Genomic DNA, 16,282 nt, shown 5'->3' on the forward strand with positions numbered 1-16,282 from the left:
CCAGACTGCATCACATGCGACGCCTGCTCCCTGTGACGGACCTGACAACCGACGAGACCGGCCGGGCCGCCGGTGCGACCTCCCCGACGACCGCGGCCGACGACCGCGAGTGGAGTCTCGAACAGCTGGCCGAGGCGTACGCGTATCCGGAGGGGGGCGGTCCGTGGCTGCGCGCCAACATGGTCTCCACCCTGGACGGCGCCGCCCAGCACGACGGCCGCTCCCAGGGCATCTCCTGCGCGAGCGACATGAGGATCTTCGGCACGCTGCGCGGGCTCGCCGACGCGGTGGTGGTCGGCGCGGAGACCGTACGTCTGGAGGGATACCGCCCGGCCAGGGCCCGGGAGGCGTTCGCCGCGCGCCGTGCGGCGGCCGGCCAGGGCCCGGCCCCCGCGATCGCCGTGGTGAGCGCGAGCCTGGACCTGGACTTCTCGCTTCCGCTCTTCGCCTCGCCCCTTGTCCCGACCCTGGTCCTGACCGGTGCGGGGGCCCCGTCCGACCGCATCCAGGAGGCCCGGCAGGCGGGCGCCGAGGTGGTCGTCGCCGGGGAGGGCTCCGCGGTCGCTCCCGAACGTGCGGTCCGCGAGCTGGCCGCCCGCGGTCTCACCCGGCTGCTGACGGAGGGCGGGCCCCGGCTGCTCGGCCAGTTCGTGGCGGCCGACGCGGTGGACGAGCTCTGTCTGACCGTCTCCCCGATGCTGTCGGCCGGGGACGCGCAGCGGATCGCGGTCGGCCCCTCGGTGGGTGTGCCGGAACGATTCGTCCTGGCGTCGATGCTGGAGGAGGACGGGTTCCTCTTCACTCGGTACCGTCGTGATCGATCTCGTTGACACGGGATCTGACAAGTAACGGAATTTCCCGTTCCGGTTAGCTCCGGATGGGCACACTTACTTCTGCAGACCCCGTGCCAGCGCGGGGAAGGATGGTTTCAGCAGCGGCCGTGACGGTCGATGAGACAAAGCGGAAGGGCGCCTGTCGTGTTCACAAGCGTTTTGATGATCGAGAAGCCCCTCACCCCGGAGGACGTGGACTTCGTCACCACCCTCCACGGCGAGGAGCGGATCTCGTTCGTCGTACTGATGCAGCCGCGGGGCGACCAGGCCGACGTACTCCTGCGCGCGATCGACGACGTGGCCATCGGAGAACTCAAGGAAGCGACCCGCGAGGGTGAGGAGCCGGAGGGCAGAGCCGCCCGGGAGCCCGCCGAGATCGCCCTGGAGTTCTCGCTCCGGGCGCTGCGCGAGGCCGGCTCGGACGCCGTCGGACAGGTGGTCGAGGACCACCCCCTCGACAAGCTCAAGACCGTCGTCGACGAGTCGAGCGCGGACGAGGTCATCGTCCTGACCGCACCGCACTACGTGGAGGAGTTCTTCCACCGGGACTGGGCCTCCAGGGCCCGCCACAAGGTCGGCGTACCGGTGCTCAAGCTCTTCGCGCACAGCGAATAGGCTGGGGGACCGTTACTAGCCTCGACCCTGGGAGACACGCGCATGGCACCCGGAATTCCTGCCGCCCTTGAACGGCCGCACTTCATCGGCATCGGCGGCGCCGGAATGTCGGGCATCGCGAAGATCCTCGCCCAGCGGGGCGCGAAGGTGGCGGGCAGCGATTCCAAGGAGTCCGCCACCGCCGGAGCGCTGCGGGCGCTGGGGGTGACCGTCCACATCGGCCACGCCGCCGGTCATCTGGCCGACGACGCCACCTGTGTGGTCGTCTCCAGCGCCATCCGCTCCGACAACCCCGAGCTGGTCCGCGCCGCCGAGCTCTCGGTCCCGGTCGTGCACCGCTCCGACGCCCTCGCCTCCCTGATGGAGGGCCTGCGCGCGATCGCCGTCGCCGGCACGCACGGCAAGACGACCACCACGTCGATGCTGGCCGTCGCCCTGTCCGAGCTGGGCCTCGACCCCTCGTACGCCATCGGCGGCGACCTGGAGGGTCCCGGCACCAACGCCAGGCACGGCGAAGGCGAGATCTTCGTCGCCGAGGCCGACGAGAGCGACCGCAGCTTCCAGAAGTACGACCCCGAGGTCGCGATCGTCCTCAACGTCGAGCTGGACCACCATGCGAACTACGCCTCGATGGACGAGATCTACGACTCCTTCGAGACGTTCGTCGGCAAGGTCGTCCCCGGCGGCACCCTCGTCGTCTCCGCCGACCAGGCAGGCGCCGTCGAGCTCGTCCAGCGGGTCCGCGACATCTCCTCCCTGAAGGTCGTCACCTACGGCTCCGCGCCGACCGCCGACGTACGCGTCCACAAGGTCACCCCGCGCGGCCTGACCAGCGAGGTCACGGTCGTCCTCAACGGGAAGTACCTCACCTTCACCGTCTCCGTGCCCGGCAGCCACTACGCCCACAACGCGGTCGCCGCACTCGCCGCCGGTGTCGCCCTCGGCATCCCCGCCCACAACCTCGCCTCGGCCCTCGGCAAGTACACCGGGGTCAAGCGGCGCCTCCAGCTCAAGGGCGAGGCGGCCGGCGTCCAGGTCATCGACTCGTACGCACACCACCCCACCGAGATGACCGCCGACCTCGAAGCCATGCGCGGCGCCGCGTCCGACGCCCGCCTCCTGGTCGTCTTCCAGCCCCACCTCTTCTCCCGCACCCAGGAACTGGGCACCGAGATGGGCCAGGCCCTCGCGCTCGCCGACGCCTCCGTGGTCCTCGACATCTACCCGGCCCGCGAGGACCCGATCCCCGGCATCACCAGCACCCTGATCATCGACGCGGCCCGGGCCGCGGGAGCCGACGTCCTCGCCGTCCACGACAAGACGACGATCCCCGAGGTCGTCGCGGGAATGGCCAAGCCCGGTGACCTCGTTCTCACCATGGGGGCGGGCGACGTCACGGACCTCGGCCCGCAGATCCTGGACCACCTGTCGAGCTGAGGGAGCCACTGTGGCGTACGACATCGAGAAGCCGGACGAGCAATGGCGGGCGGAGCTGTCCCCCGCCGAGTACGCCGTGCTGCGCCAGGCCGGCACCGAGCCCGCCTTCAGGGGCGAGTACACCGACACGAAGACCGAGGGCGTCTACTCCTGCCGGGCGTGCGGCGCGGAGCTGTTCCGCTCCGACACGAAGTTCGACTCGCACTGCGGCTGGCCGTCCTTCTACGACCCGAAGGACACCGAAGCGGTCGAGCTGATCAAGGACAGCAGCCACGGCATGGTCCGCACCGAGGTGCGCTGCGCCCGGTGCGGTTCGCACCTGGGGCACGTCTTCGAGGGCGAGGGCTATCCGACGCCCACCGACCAGCGGTACTGCATCAACTCGATCTCGCTGACCCTGGCTCCCGACGGGAGCTGAGCGGGACCCGCTTCCGGCGCCCCGGGATCAGTCCTCTTCGGGGGCCTCGGGGCGCAGCAGCGGATGGACGACTCCGGGGAAGACCCGGACGCGGACGACCGGCTCGGCCGAGCCGCCCTGGATGACCGTCTCGGCGACGCCCCAGGGGCGGCCGGTCAGCTGCACGGTCAGGGTGTACGAGGACGGGCAGCCGGTGCACTCGTAGCGGTCGGCCCAGGTCTCCACGTCCGTGACACTGCCCGGGTACCGCTTCACGTGCAGGTGCCTGGCGTGGCAGTGGTCGCACTTCTCGCCCGGCTCACAGGTCCCGCCGCACGGACAGGGGACGTCCAGGGAGTCGGCGGGGCGCCAGCGCTGCACGAGCACGGCTTCCCGGGTCTGACCCATGTCCTTCATGGCCTTGAGGTTCCGGGCCGCGACGTTGTACGACTCGCCGGTGGCGGCCATCCGGTCCCGGATCACGTCCTTGCGTCCGCGGTTGGTCGTCATGTGTTCCTCCTGGGTGTACGCAGCCCGCCAGGAGGCCCACGAAATCGTTCTCCCTACGGTACCTGTCGCACCGCGGCCGATCCGACCGGGCAGTGCGGCGCCACCGGATTGGATCTGACGTTCGGGAGCGGCGGCCGGAAGCCGGACGGAGCCCGGCGCCCCGGCCGAGGCGGAGGCCGGGGCGGCGGAGTCCGCCGCCGCGGCCGGTTCGGCGCCGCCGCCTGCGGGGCAGGACGACGAGGGACAGCCCGAGAACTGACGCGTCACCGGGGAAAGGAACACCACGATGGCAACGCCTCTGTCCGCCGACAAACTGCTCAAGGCGCTCCGAGACGAAGGTCTGCATGTCGTCGAGCACCGAAGCTGGCGCACGCACAACCGCAACCACAAGGGTCCGTGGGGGCCCACGCACGGGGTGATGATCCACCACACCGTGACCTCGGGCACCCAGAACTCCGTGGACATCTGCTACGACGGCCATTCGACCCTGCCGGGTCCGCTGTGCCACGGAGTGATCGCCAAGGACGGCTCGGTCCACCTGGTCGGCAACGGCCGCGCCAACCACGCCGGACTCGGCGACGACGACGTCCTGCGCGCGGTGATGAACGAGTCCGCGCTGCCCGCCGACAACGAGGCCAACACCGACGGCAACCGCTCCTTCTACGGCTTCGAGTGCGTCAACCTCGGCAACGGCACGGACCCGTGGCCGGCCGCCCAGCTGGAAGCCATCGAGAAGGCGGCGGCGGCGATCTGCCGGGCACACGGCTGGACGCATCGCTCCGTGATCGGTCATAAGGAGTGGCAACCGGGGAAGATCGACCCGCGCGGGTTCACGATGGATTCGATGCGCAGCCGGATCAAGGCACGTCTCGGCGGCAGCCCCGACGGCCCGTCGAAGCCCCCGGCGACGTACGAGCCGTTCCCCGGAGCCGCGTTCTTCCGGGCAGGCCGTCGCAGCCCGGTCATCACGGCGATGGGAAAGAGACTGGTGGCCGAGGGCTGCGGACGGTACGCGGTCGGCCCGGGCCCGGACTGGTCGGAGGCCGACCGTACGTCGTACGCCGCGTGGCAGCGGAAACTGGGCTTCTCGGGGAGCGACGCGGACGGCGTCCCGGGCAAGTCGAGCTGGGACAGGCTCAAGGTGCCCAACGTCTGATCCGCCCTACCCTGCCCCGGCCGGCCGTCACCTCGGAGAGAGACGGCCGGCCGGGGCGGAAGGCCGGGATCAGTCCCGTGACGTGCCGTGGACCGTGCGCACGCCCGGTGCCGTGGGCGCGGGGATCTCCAGCAGTCCCTTGTCGGCGGAGCTCGCCGGGGCGTCGGCGCCCACCGGGGTGCTGGTCATCGGCCGCGCGGCGGCGCACCGCTGCTTCTCCGACTCGGACATCGGGCCGGTCCGCTGGAGGATGCGGTCCGGGACCGCGCGGGACGGGCCGTCGATGACGGCGTGCAGCCGGTAGTCCTCCTTGTTGGAGAGGAACCAGCCCTCGATCCGTTCCCGGCTCGGCTGGAGCTCCACCCAGCTCACCTCGCCCGGCTGGATCTTCTCCTCGATCTCGCGCCGGTCGCTGGAGAACCACTGCCAGGGCCGCTGCCAGCCCTTCTCGTAGGCCAGCGCGAACTGCGTCGCCATCGGACGTTCCTTGAGGCGCTTCTTGTCCTCGTCGCGGTCCCCGGTGCTGGGCAGCCTGGCCACCTCCCCGAGGGCGAGTCCCGCGTCCACGTAGGTCTGCGCGATGCTGTCGTGGGAGCGCTCGGCGTAGCTGAGGACCCGGGTGTGTTCCAGCGGGTTGCGGGTGCAGTTGACGAACGCCTCGCCGATCACGCGCGCCTGGCCGTAGTAGCGGAACGACATCCGGTCGTCGGGCTTGAAGACGCACGCGTTCTCGCCGTTGCAGGACGCTGCGGCGTTGTGCAGGGTCTTCTCGCGCTCGTTGCCCTTGTACGCCTCCGAGCGCTCCAGGTTCGTCCGGGACACCGTCTTGTCCAGGCTGGGCGGTGCCTCCGCCGCGCGCACCCTGGCGATCATCGGTGAACAGGTCACATGCGTACGGGAGTCGGTGACCTTCGAGGTGAAGGTGAGCAGCGGTTCGTTCTCGGTGGCGGTGAACTCGTAACTCCGCGCGGTCCAACGGCCGGGCCCCGCCTTGCCCTTGGTGCGGCCGGGGTCGCTCGCGGTGGTGACCTCGCGGACCGTCCCGCCGGTGCCCTCCACGGTGTACGGCTGGCCGTCGGCGACCTGTTCGGGGGTGCATTCCTTGGAGACGGCCGGGCTGTCCTCGTACGTGACCGTGATCTTGGCCCCGGTGCGTACGCCGCGCAGGCGCTGGTGGAGGGAGTTGCCGTCCTTCTGGAGCGCGACGCCGTGGGCGTTGTCGGTGCGGCCGGAGGCGGACGGCGCGTAGCGCTGATTGGCCCCGGTCCAGACGTCGATGCCGACGGTGGTGGGGCCGTCCCCCTTCACGGCGGGATCGGCGAAGTCGCCGTTGAGGACGGGAACGGACTGGGAGGGGGCGGCGGCACCGGCGGGGGCGGCGCCGAGCACGGCCGGCAGGGCGAACCCGGCGACACCGAGCGCGGCCAGGGTGCGGAGGGGGAGTGACATGAGGGCTCCTGGGGGCGGGTGTCAGCGCTGGGCGGGCAGCAGGGTGTCTTCATGCGTCGGCAGTGCGCCGCGGGGGACGAGCCCCTGGGCCGGGACCTCGCGCAACTCGGGCTGCGCGGATCGGCCGTTGTCACCGTCGCCCGCCGCGTCACCGGAGGGGCGCTTGCGCCCGCAGAGCTCGCCCGGGACGGGGTACGTCTGAGCCACGAACGTGCTGTTGTTGACCATCGACGGGCTGTCCACCGCGATGTTGATGATCTTCTTGCCGCGGTCGGTGACGAGGCTGCCGACCACCCGTCGCATGGCCGCACTGGCGCCGAACACCAGCATGTCGTACGGCTTGACGGTGGTCTTGTAGGCCGTGGCCTCGGTGGTCTCGGACGTCCAGGACTTGGAGTACGTGGCCTTGAAGGCGGCCTGGAACGCGAGGGCGGCGGTCAGGGTGCCCGTTGCCTTCGTTCCCCCTGTGACCGTGGTCTTGTTGCCGTTCGTCGAGGTGGGCCCTTCCTTCATGTTGGGCGTCTGGGTGCTGGTGTTCATCTCGTTGGCGAGGAGGGCGGAGACCTCCACCGCGGCGGCGACGGTGCCCGTTGCGGTGACACTGCCGGAGATCTCGCCGCCGATGTTGTCCGTGCTGCTGGTGCGCAGCGTCACCGTACGCGTCACATCGATCGGGTCCACGGTGCAGTTGACGACCGCGTTGCCCATGGACTTGACCGCGCTGGCGTACTCACGGTCCTTGGCCGGGTCGATCGTGAACGTGCAGGCGTTGCGCCTGGACTTGTTCTTCTCGCAGTACTCCAGCACCTCACTGATCTCCGCCGCCCGGTTGTCGGCGGTGAACGCGCGGGCGGTGGGCGCCTGTTCCACGCCCTCGGTGGAGGGGCCGGCCATCGCGGGGGCGAGCGGGGCGATCAGACCGAGGGTGATCAGGGGGAGGAGCAGCGTGGTGCGGTGCAGGGCGCGCGTGGGCATGACGGAGGTCCTTCCGGCTGTGGGATAGCTGGGGGGGGGAGTGGGAGGCGACGAGCGGGGACGGCTCAGGAACCGAGCAGGGAGCAGAGCTGCGAGACGGGGAAGGGCGCCGCGCTCGCGTCGGCCGAACCGGCCGGCAGGGAGCCGGGGAAGTCGGCGCAGGTGGACTCGACGGCCGACGCGGCGTTGTCCGAGGGGTCGGGCTTGAACGAGCCGATGGTCTCGGTCATGTCCGAGACCCCCTTCTTCTCGCCCGAGCCCGTACCCGCCAGCTCCTCCATGCAGGAGCTGTCGCCGGGCGGGCACTCCTTCAGCTTCTTCCCGGCGGCGTCGATGTCCTTGCCGGCCTGGGTCGCCGCCGCCTGGGTCTTCTTCTGCTCCTCCTCGATCTCCTTGGCCTGCTCTCCGTTGGCCTCGCGGTCCTTGCACGCCTGGTCGTCGGGCTTGCACTCCTCGGCGGGCACGGCGGCCGAAGCCTGTACGGAGTGGCTTCCGCCGGACGCGGAGGCGGTGCCCGCGAGAGGGAAGAGGGTGACGGCACAGGCGGCGGCGGCCAGCAGGGCGGTGCGGGTGGGCAGCGGACAGATGCGCATGGGGGAACTCCAGGCGATCGGGGGTGGGGGACGGTCGGGCCCGTGGGAGGGCCCTTCGGGACGCGTGGCCCGTGGGGAGCGGGCCATCGGTCGGCAGGGGAAAAGGGGGCGCGTGGCGGGGTCGGGGGACGGCCTCGCCAAGATCATCAAGCGCAGTGAAAAAGTACATAAATCCTGGCCGCCCAGGCCGGGGACACACGGAAGTCATGGCCCGGGAGGGAAGCTCACCGCATCGGCGTAGTGGCGCCCAAGTCCCTTTCGCATCAAGGCTCCAGGCGTCCGCGCCCCTACTCCCGACTGGCCCGTGACGCCGCCGCCGCGGGCCCCGGTGCCCGGCCCGTACCCCGTACAGCGGACCGTCGCTCGGGTGGTGGCGCCGGTTCGGCGCGCGTAAACGATCTTGCGTGGACAGTGTTGAAGAGAGCGCGGCGGCCGTGCCCCGGTCCGCCGGGCATCGTCGTGGGCCTCCCCTGCCCGCGGCCGTCCCATGCCCCGGACCCGCCCCCGCCTCGCCTCGTCCCACGTACCCCACACCGAAGGACGCCCATGTCACATGTCACCGGTCGTACCCCGCGCCTGCGTGCCCTGGCAGCCCTCGCCGTGGCGGCCACGGCACTCACCGCCGTACCGGCACTCACCCCCCTGGCCAGCGCCAACGAGGGCAATCCCACCGTCCTCGCCTGGGGAGCAGGCCGCACCGGCCAGCTCGGCAACGGCACCAGCACCGACAGCCTGACCCCCGCCTCCGTGACCAGCCTCTTCCGCGGCGACGTCGACCAGATCTCGGCGGGCGGCACCTCGTCCTCCGACTCCTTCGCGCTCGCCCTCACCGACAAGACCATCAAGTCCTGGGGCAGCAACTCCATGGGCCAGCTGGGCAACGGCGGCTCCATCAACCAGACCGTCCCCACCACCGTCCCCCGCCTGACCAACATCAAGGACATCGCCGCGGGCGGTGGCCACGGCCTCGCCCTGGACACCAGCGGCCAGGTCTACTCCTGGGGCGACAACGCCTACGGGCAGCTCGGCAACAACCGCACCGGTGACAGCCGCACCGTCCCGGACCGCGTCCAGGGCATGCCCCGGGTCAAGCAGATCTCGGCCGGCTGCGACTTCAGCCTCGCCCTGCTGGAGAACGGCAAGGTGTACGCCTGGGGGCGCGGCGTCTACGGCCAGCTCGGCAACGGCAGCCGTGCCGTCAGCTCCGTACCCCGCCAGGTCGAGGGTCTGAACAACATCACCGAGATCGACGCGGGCTGCCACCACGCCCTCGCCCTGACCGCCGACTCCACCGTCAAGTCCTGGGGCTACAACCTCTATGGACAGCTCGGCAACTCCTCCACCAAGTCCGCCGTCACCCCGGTCGACGTCGACTGGCTGGAGGACGTCTCGGACATCGAGGCGGGCGCCCACCACAACTACGTGATCACCAGTGACAGCGAGGTCTGGGGCTGGGGCAACAACCAGTACGGCCAGCTCCTTGAGTCCGACGAGGCGTTCGACTCCAACGTCTCGCGCACCAACCGCACCGCACCCGTCGAGATCCCCCGGCTCAAGGGCGTCCAGCACCTGGCAGCGGGCGCACGCCACGGCGTCGCCGTCACCGCCGACGACGTCTACACCTGGGGCCACAACGGCGAGGGCCAGCTCGGCAACGGCACCACCGTCCCGCGCTACGAGTCCGTGAAGATCCTCAACGAGGGCTCCGCCATCAAGGACGTGGCCGCGTCGTTGGGCGGCAACACGACCTACGCGTACTGATCCGGAACGCACGATGACGTACGCGTACGGTCTCCGAACCGCGGCAGGGGCGGTTCTCACCGCCGCCCTCGCCCTGGCCGCCCCCGCGCAGGCCGCCGGCACCGATCCCTGGGTGCGGTCCTGGGGCATCAACACCGTGGGCCAGCTCGGCAACGGTTCACTCGTCAACCAGCAGACCCCGGGCTCCATGCGGGACCTCGCCCGCGACGAGGTGCGCCAACTGTCGGCGGGCGGCTACTCGGACGCCACCGGCTTCGTCGCAGCCCTCCTCAAGGACGGCACGGTCAGGTCCTGGGGCAACAACACCATGGGCCAGCTCGGGAACGGCACCACGGTCAACCAGAGCACTCCGGCCACCGTCGCCGGCCTGTCCGGAGTGAGCCGAATCGCGTCGGGCACCACCCACGTGCTGGCCCTCCGGGCGGGGCGTCTCCTTGCCTGGGGCGGCAACGCCTACGGCGAACTCGGAAACGGCACCATCGTCCCCACCAAGGACGGCACGCAGAACCTGCCCCTTCCCGTGCAGAGCATCGACGAGGTCAAGGACGTCAGTGTCGGCTGCGCCTTCAGCGTCGCCCTGCGCCAGGACGGATCCGTCTGGACCTGGGGCACGAACAGCTACGGTCGCCTGGGCTTGGGCGACACCAACAATCGCCCCACACCCCAGCAGGTCACAGGACTCAGCGACATCGTGGCGATCTCCGCAGGATGCCAGCACGTTCTCGCCCTCACCGCGGAAGGCACCGTCAAGGCGTGGGGCCGAGGCCAGGACGGCCGGCTCGGCACCGACAGCACGGACGACAGCCCCCTGCCCGCCGACGTCGCCCATCTCGACGGAGTCGCCAGGATCTACGCGGGAGCCCGGCACAACTTCGCCGTCCTGGAGGACGGCGAGGTCCGGGCATGGGGCGCCAACGCCTCCGGCCAGCTCGGCGACGGCACCACGACCGACCGCACCACCCCCGTCCCGATCGACGCGCTGCGCGACATCCAGGACCTCGACCCGGGCGCGAACCACACCCTCGCGGTCCGCACCGACCAATCGGTCCTCGCCTGGGGCGACAACGCCGCCGGGCAGCTCGGTGACGGCACCACGAAACCCGTCCTCGTCCCCGTCCGTGTGCTGCCCGCCGGCAGCGGCATCACCCACGTCGACGCGGCCACCAACGCGAACTCCAGCTACGCCTACTGAAAGGGCGTCATGACAGCACTGCGCACCACCCTCACCGCAACCCTCACCCTCGCGGCGCTGGCCGCACCCTGCCTCCCCGCACACGCCGCGCCCAGCGACCCGTGGGTCCGCGCCTGGGGCATCAACAACCTCGGCCAGCTCGGTAACAGCAGCATCGTCAACCAGCAGACCCCCGCCGACGTCCAGGGCATCGCCCGGGACTCCGTACGGGAGATGTCCGGCGGCGGCGACGCCGACAAGAACTCCTTCGCCATCGCCCTCCTCAAGGACGGCACCGTCAAGTCCTGGGGCGCCAACCTCACCGGCCAGCTCGGCAACGGCACCCTCGTCGGCCAGTCCTTCCCCGCGGCCGTCGCCGGACTCTCCGGCGTCAGCGAGGTGTCGGCGGGAAGCAACCACGTACTCGCCGTACGCGGCGGACGCGTCCTGTCCTGGGGCAGCAACACCAAGGGCCAGCTCGGCAACGGCCTGACCGCCGCGGACCCGGCCGGAGTACAGAAGACCCCCGTCGACGTGCAGAGCCTCAACAAGGTCAAGGACGTAGGAGCGGGCTGCGACTTCAGTGTCGCCATGCGCCAGGACGGCTCGGTCTGGGCCTGGGGCGAGGGAGTCAACGGCCGTCTCGGCAACGGCGACAACGCCGCCCGCAACACCCCGCAGAAGGTCAAGGACCTCGAGGACGTCGTGTCCATCTCGGTCGGCTGCGCCCACGTGCTGGCCCTCACCGCCGACGGCACGGTCAAGTCCTGGGGCAAGAACACGGAAGGCGAGCTCGGCAACGACTCCGTCGCCGACAGCAACGTCCCCGTGGACGTGCACCACCTCGAAGGCGTCGCGAAGATCTCCGCCAACGCCTACACCAACTACGCGATCCTGGACGACGGCAGCGTCAGCGCCTGGGGCAAGAACGACGTCGGCCAGCTCGGCGACGACACGACCACCACGCGGACGACCCCCGTCCCGATCGCCCCGCTCCAGGGCGCCACGGAGGTCGTGAGCGGCTTCGACTACACGGTCGCCTCCCTGGACGACGGCTCCGTCGTCTCGTTCGGCGCCAACACCAACGCCCAGCTCGGCGACGGCACGGTCACGGCAACACGCAAGCCCGTGACCGTACTTCCCGCGGGCAGCGGCATCGCCCACGTCGCCGCGGCGACCACGGGCAAGTCCACGTTCGCGTACTGAGTCCGCACCACAGCGAAACGCCGCCCCCGGCACGGAGCCGGGGGCGGCGCCCCACACCTCAGCGGTTGAAGGACGACCCCAGAGCCGCCTTCACCGCCACCGTGCCCAGCGTGCCGTGACCGAAGGTGAAGGAGCCGGTCCCCGTCGTCATGGACGGGAAGACCCAGAGGGAGCCCTCACCGGCGTTCTCGCCCGGGGCACCCACGGCCAGTTCCGCGCGGCCGTTCCTGTTGCCGTCCACGAAAGCGGCGGCCCCGCCGAACAGATCGCCCAGCTCCGCGGTCCCGGTGACACCCTCCGTGTCCTGGTTGAAGCCCGTGGAACCCGTGCCCGTCGGGCCGGCGGCGGTACCGGGCAGGATCACGATCCCGCCCGCCCGCGCGGTCGTGCCCAGCGCCTCGCCCGGCACACCGGCCGCGACCTCCCCGTAGCCGTCGCCGTCGGTGTCACCGATGGCGAGGGACGAACCGAACAGGTCGCCGCGCTCGGCGGCGCCCGGCACCCCCGCCGAGTCCTGGTTGAAGACCTTCGCCGCGGCGCCCTGCGCGCCCGTCGCACCGCCCGGCACATAGGTGATCATGCCGCCGAGGGCGAGGGGATTCTCCGCGTCGCTGTCGTAGCCTTCGAGCCGGCCCACGACGAAGTCGGCGTACCCGTCACCGTTCACATTGCCGACGGCGAGATTCTCCCCGGCCTCCAGACCCCGTCCGTCGGCGTTGGTCACCTCGCGGAAGGCCCCCGGACCGGACGGCCCGCCCGCGGCGACGCTGACGCGCCGCCTGTCGTCCTCGTTGCCGTTGTGCGCGAGGCCCACGAGGTCGTCGCGCCCGTCGCCGTCGACATCGCCCGCAGCGAGATCGTGCCACCGGTTGTCCTCGGTGTCAGCGGCCAGGGTGACAGCGGCGGCGGCCCCCGTACGGGCGAACGGCCCCCTCAGGACCTGGAGGTCCTCGGACCGGAACGTGGCAAGATCCTTGGCCCCGTCCCCGTCGAAGTCACCCACGGCCAGCTCGCTGCCGACCTCGCTGGACGCGGCCCCCACCAGAAGCGTGGCCCCGCCCGAAAGACCGGCCGCACTTCCCCATAGGACGGACAGCGCCCCTGCCCGCACGGCGGTGCCGTCCTGCTCACCCGCCGAGCCGACCACCAGGTCGGTGTAGCCGTCCCGGTCGAGGTCGGCGGAGACGAGCGTGCTGCTGAAAGCGTCACCGGCCTCCGCGACGCCGGGTACACCGGCCGAGTTCTGCGTGACGACCTGCTTGGTCGTGGTCTTCAGGCCACCGCTCGACCCGTAGACCACACCGGCGTACCCCGCTCCGGCGAAGCCGTTGACCGTCGCACCGGGCGCCGAGAACGCCAGATCCGCGTACCCGTCGCCGTTGAAGTCGTCACGGGGACCGGCAGAGGCGGCTGCCGCCACGACGGACGGCGCCAGGGCCTGTGCGGCGGGCGGACCGACGACGGCGGACGCCACGGCGACGGCGAGGACCACACTTGTGCCGAGTGCACGGGATGCCACGCGGACTCCTTACCAGGAGAGTGCGCGGAACATTCCGGGCTCGTTCACCCGGCGGGCTCCACGCGTTGGGATGCAGTTGATCTGCACACATAGAGACAGCCGGATCAGGCCAAGGGTTGTACCCGGAGGACAATCGTGATCAAGAAAAGGCTCAGCCCCGCCGTACCCGCCCCGAGATCCGCCTGCCGAGCCGCCCCAGCGTGCTCGGCCGGTTCCACGCACGGAACGCGTCCGCCCGCCCGCTGCTCCCGGCACTCTCCACAGCCTGCTCGACCTCCTTCAGCCGGGCGGGCGAGAACGTACGCACGGCGGGACGCAGCACCTCCCGGAGCAGAGCGTCGGCGGTCGTGTTCCACGCCGGGCCCGCGTGCGGGTACGCGGTCCAGACGGCGAAGCAGCCCGCCGCATACACCGGATCGGTCCGCAGCCGCTGCGCGACACCCTCCCCGCGAGCCTCCCGGTCGTACGCCGCCACCAGACCCGCGTCCTCACTGTGCACGAACGCGTACAACTCGGCCTCCGGACGGTCAGGGGCGAGCAACCGTACGGCCAACGCCCCGAACGCCCGCTCCCGGACAGCCGGTTCGACCGGTTCGGCCTGCGCGCACAGCGCCCGCGCCCGCTCCACCCAGCCCTCTTCGGCGGCCCCGGAACCCACCTCACGGGCGAAGTCCAGCAGCAGCAGCGCCCCACGCACCCGCCCCTCGATCTCCTGCGGGAAACCACGCAGCAGATCATGCGTGAGCCCGGCGGCCTCCTCGTCGTCGGCCGACGCGGCGAGCGCCGCCTCGACGAGCCGCGACCACGTCCCGGCCGTCCGATGAGCGTCCGACGTGGCCGCCTCCAACAACAGCCGCGCCTCCCCGGCCGTGGGAGCACGATCCCCCCACACCAGGCCCGCAGCCGTACGCAGCACCATCGGCTCGGCGAACGGCGAAAGCCCCGCCGCCCGCAGCACCCGCTGCCACACGGCCGCCCGGTCACCGCCCAGGGTCGCCCGCGCCCCCGCCGCCTCGGAACACATCCGCAGATGCGGCAGCGCCTGCGTCCCCGTGAACGGCAACGTCACCCGGCCCAACAGCCGTTCCACCGCCCCCGGGTCGTCCGGCGCGATCCCGTCCAGCGCCCCGAGCAGCGCCGTCCGCACATCGAACTGCTCGTCCAGCAACTCCAGCAGCGCCGGCCCGAACTCCGGATCGTCCTCGGAGAGCAGCGCGGGCGCCAGCCGCCGTACGACCGTGGGAAGGAACTCCGCACAGTCCACATCCAGCAACCGCGCCACCCGCAGCAACTGCACCGTCCGCGCCACGTCCCCGCTCGTCGCGGGCGCACCCAGCTCGGCCAGGATCTCGGGACCGAGCAAGGCCCCGATCGCCGCGCCCTCCGGACCGGCGAACGCCGAACGGCCGGGCAGCTCCAGCGAACCGTTCCCCCCGCGCACCGCCTCCGTCACCAGCATCGCCGCGAGCGGCGCGGTCGTCGTGACCGGCGCACGCCCGTCGAGCGCCCCGAACAGCAGCCCCACCGCGTCGAACTCGGGCCCGGAACGATCGTCGATCGCGGGCGACGTCAACGCCTCGACCAACTGTCGGGTCTGCTTGGCATCCAGCGCGTACGGCCTCTCCGCCGCCCAACGGGTCGCAGCCGCACGCTCGTTGGTCGCCAGCGCAATTCCTGCGCACAGCGCCGTCACAGCCAGCGGGCCCGCGGCGAAGGGCTCCCCGGGCAACTCGCCCGCATCCCGGAACAACTCCGGCGCCCGGCTGCGCCAGATCCGCGCAGCGGTCTCCGCCCAGGCATCACCCGTCACCCCCTGCGGCCGGGACCCGGTGCACGTATGCACCCGCAGATCCCCGCCCAACTCCCCTACGTCCTGCGGCAGTACGCCCACCACCCGGTGGGGCGCCCGCCCCGGACTCCGGGTGTACGTGGTGAACGTCAGCCGCTCCGCGCTCTCCCGCGGCAGCGCGGCCCCGGCCAGCGCGATCCAACGGGCCACGTCCGCGCTCTGCCGCTCGACGAGCACGACCGGCGACGCCGGGGGACTCTCCTCGCTCACCCGCCGCAGATCGGCGAAGACGGAGGCGAGCCACGGACTACGGGACACGGCGAAGTCACCCAGCCCCTCACGCACCGCCCCGTGCCCCGGCGGCAGGCTGCTGAGGGGATCGGGTATCGCACCGCCGGGCGTCACGGAGACCCACTGCGGCGACCGCCACGCGTCGACCGGCAGCCGGCCGCCCGTCAGCCGTGCGTCCACGGGCAGATGCACCGCATGGGCGTGGAACCGCACGGGAGCGGAGCCCGACCCACGCACGGGCACCGTACGACAGAGCAGCCGGCTGCCGTCGGACAGCGCACAGAAGCTGAACGCCTGCGGCAACGACCACAGTTCGGCATCCGTCGGCAGGAACGGAACATCGGCCGGAAACTCGTACCCGATCAACGGCTCGATCTCGGCGAGCATCGCCGCCGAGATCCCGGGACCGACCGCCGTGAACCGTCCGCCCGTGGCCTCGCTCCCCGGCGCGGCGGAGGTGTAGTGCAGCTGTGCAAGGCTCATGCGTCGGCCCTCTTCGTCCCTGCCGCGAGCGTCCCCGTTTCCACCCCACGGCTGGGGGCGGGGAGAAGTCCCGCAGCCGTGGGGGCGACGCTATCAA

Annotated in this window: 14 protein-coding genes; 8 read left to right on the forward strand and 6 right to left on the reverse strand. The window is 71.4% G+C overall.

The genetic code is table 11. The annotated features are described in order from the left end of the window. The first annotated feature begins 14 nt into the window (after positions 1-14). The 4 genes from OG230_RS27995 (at position 15) to msrB (ending at position 3,303) form a co-directional block, all read left to right on the forward strand. Complete coding sequence (locus OG230_RS27995) at positions 15-830, forward strand: pyrimidine reductase family protein (RefSeq protein WP_328906495.1); 816 nt, start codon at positions 15-17, stop codon at positions 828-830. 165 nt (positions 831-995) lie between these two features. Then, positions 996-1,448 carry an indole-3-glycerol phosphate synthase gene (locus OG230_RS28000; RefSeq protein WP_328906496.1) on the forward strand — a complete coding sequence of 151 codons (453 nt, stop codon included), beginning with the start codon at positions 996-998 and terminating at the stop codon, positions 1,446-1,448. Between the two features lie 42 nt (positions 1,449-1,490). Beyond that, entirely contained in the window at positions 1,491-2,885 is a 1,395-nt protein-coding gene (gene murC, locus OG230_RS28005; protein WP_328906497.1) for a UDP-N-acetylmuramate--L-alanine ligase, read from the forward strand. Positions 2,886-2,895: 10 nt separating this feature from the next. Beyond that, entirely contained in the window at positions 2,896-3,303 is a 408-nt protein-coding gene (gene msrB / locus OG230_RS28010) for a peptide-methionine (R)-S-oxide reductase MsrB (RefSeq protein ID WP_328906498.1), read from the forward strand. Positions 3,304-3,330: 27 nt separating this feature from the next. Here msrB and OG230_RS28015 read toward each other — a convergent pair whose 3' ends face one another. Then, positions 3,331-3,792, reverse strand: coding sequence for a hypothetical protein (locus OG230_RS28015; protein ID WP_328906499.1), 462 nt, complete (start codon positions 3,790-3,792; stop codon positions 3,331-3,333). A gap of 286 nt (positions 3,793-4,078) precedes the next feature. Between OG230_RS28015 and OG230_RS28020 the strand changes: the two genes are divergently transcribed. Continuing rightward, positions 4,079-4,948: a peptidoglycan-binding protein gene (locus tag OG230_RS28020; protein ID WP_328906500.1), complete on the forward strand. Its 870-nt coding sequence runs from the start codon at positions 4,079-4,081 to the stop codon at positions 4,946-4,948. A gap of 69 nt (positions 4,949-5,017) precedes the next feature. On the opposite strand, the gene OG230_RS28025 is transcribed toward OG230_RS28020, so the two are convergent. The 3 genes from OG230_RS28025 to OG230_RS28035 all read right to left on the reverse strand — a co-directional run bounded on the left by OG230_RS28025 (position 5,018) and on the right by OG230_RS28035 (position 7,965). Then, a complete protein-coding gene (locus OG230_RS28025; protein ID WP_328906501.1) occupies positions 5,018-6,397 on the reverse strand; it encodes a hypothetical protein in 1,380 nt (459 codons plus the stop codon). A 21-nt stretch (positions 6,398-6,418) separates the two neighbouring features. Continuing rightward, entirely contained in the window at positions 6,419-7,372 is a 954-nt protein-coding gene (locus tag OG230_RS28030) for a hypothetical protein (RefSeq protein WP_328906502.1), read from the reverse strand. Positions 7,373-7,437: 65 nt separating this feature from the next. After that, positions 7,438-7,965, reverse strand: a complete 528-nt coding sequence (locus OG230_RS28035; RefSeq protein WP_328906503.1) for a hypothetical protein — start codon at positions 7,963-7,965, stop codon at positions 7,438-7,440. A 546-nt stretch (positions 7,966-8,511) separates the two neighbouring features. Here OG230_RS28035 and OG230_RS28040 point away from each other — a divergent pair. From OG230_RS28040 to OG230_RS28050, 3 genes are read left to right on the forward strand one after another with little or no spacing between them, the layout of a single operon-like run. After that, positions 8,512-9,726, forward strand: a complete 1,215-nt coding sequence (locus tag OG230_RS28040; protein ID WP_328906504.1) for an RCC1-like domain-containing protein — start codon at positions 8,512-8,514, stop codon at positions 9,724-9,726. A 13-nt stretch (positions 9,727-9,739) separates the two neighbouring features. After that, positions 9,740-10,918: an RCC1 domain-containing protein gene (locus tag OG230_RS28045; RefSeq protein ID WP_328906505.1), complete on the forward strand. Its 1,179-nt coding sequence runs from the start codon at positions 9,740-9,742 to the stop codon at positions 10,916-10,918. A gap of 9 nt (positions 10,919-10,927) precedes the next feature. Continuing rightward, positions 10,928-12,103: an RCC1 domain-containing protein gene (locus OG230_RS28050; RefSeq protein ID WP_328906506.1), complete on the forward strand. Its 1,176-nt coding sequence runs from the start codon at positions 10,928-10,930 to the stop codon at positions 12,101-12,103. Between the two features lie 58 nt (positions 12,104-12,161). Here OG230_RS28050 and OG230_RS28055 read toward each other — a convergent pair whose 3' ends face one another. Both OG230_RS28055 and OG230_RS28060 read right to left on the reverse strand, forming a co-directional pair. Then, positions 12,162-13,622, reverse strand: coding sequence for a VCBS repeat-containing protein (locus OG230_RS28055; protein ID WP_328906507.1), 1,461 nt, complete (start codon positions 13,620-13,622; stop codon positions 12,162-12,164). Between the two features lie 151 nt (positions 13,623-13,773). Further along, entirely contained in the window at positions 13,774-16,185 is a 2,412-nt protein-coding gene (locus OG230_RS28060) for a GTPase-associated protein 1-related protein (RefSeq protein ID WP_328906508.1), read from the reverse strand. Between the last annotated feature and the right edge of the window lie 97 nt (positions 16,186-16,282).

This window comes from Streptomyces sp. NBC_00234 (assembly GCF_036195325.1).
GTDB lineage: Bacteria > Actinomycetota > Actinomycetes > Streptomycetales > Streptomycetaceae > Streptomyces.

Bases quoted from the DNA above. Each gene is read 5' to 3' on its own strand.
- OG230_RS27995 (WP_328906495.1), top strand. From the start codon at position 15: ATGCGACGCCTGCTCCCTGTGACGGACCTGACAACCGACGAGACCGGC.
- OG230_RS28030 (WP_328906502.1), bottom strand. From the start codon at position 7,372: ATGCCCACGCGCGCCCTGCACCGCACCACGCTGCTCCTCCCCCTGATC.
- OG230_RS28035 (WP_328906503.1), bottom strand. From the start codon at position 7,965: ATGCGCATCTGTCCGCTGCCCACCCGCACCGCCCTGCTGGCCGCCGCC.
- OG230_RS28050 (WP_328906506.1), top strand. From the start codon at position 10,928: ATGACAGCACTGCGCACCACCCTCACCGCAACCCTCACCCTCGCGGCG.
- OG230_RS28045 (WP_328906505.1), top strand. From the start codon at position 9,740: ATGACGTACGCGTACGGTCTCCGAACCGCGGCAGGGGCGGTTCTCACC.
- OG230_RS28060 (WP_328906508.1), bottom strand. From the start codon at position 16,185: ATGAGCCTTGCACAGCTGCACTACACCTCCGCCGCGCCGGGGAGCGAG.
- OG230_RS28025 (WP_328906501.1), bottom strand. From the start codon at position 6,397: ATGTCACTCCCCCTCCGCACCCTGGCCGCGCTCGGTGTCGCCGGGTTC.
- OG230_RS28040 (WP_328906504.1), top strand. From the start codon at position 8,512: ATGTCACATGTCACCGGTCGTACCCCGCGCCTGCGTGCCCTGGCAGCC.
- murC (WP_328906497.1), top strand. From the start codon at position 1,491: ATGGCACCCGGAATTCCTGCCGCCCTTGAACGGCCGCACTTCATCGGC.
- OG230_RS28020 (WP_328906500.1), top strand. From the start codon at position 4,079: ATGGCAACGCCTCTGTCCGCCGACAAACTGCTCAAGGCGCTCCGAGAC.
- OG230_RS28000 (WP_328906496.1), top strand. From the start codon at position 996: ATGATCGAGAAGCCCCTCACCCCGGAGGACGTGGACTTCGTCACCACC.
- OG230_RS28015 (WP_328906499.1), bottom strand. From the start codon at position 3,792: ATGACGACCAACCGCGGACGCAAGGACGTGATCCGGGACCGGATGGCC.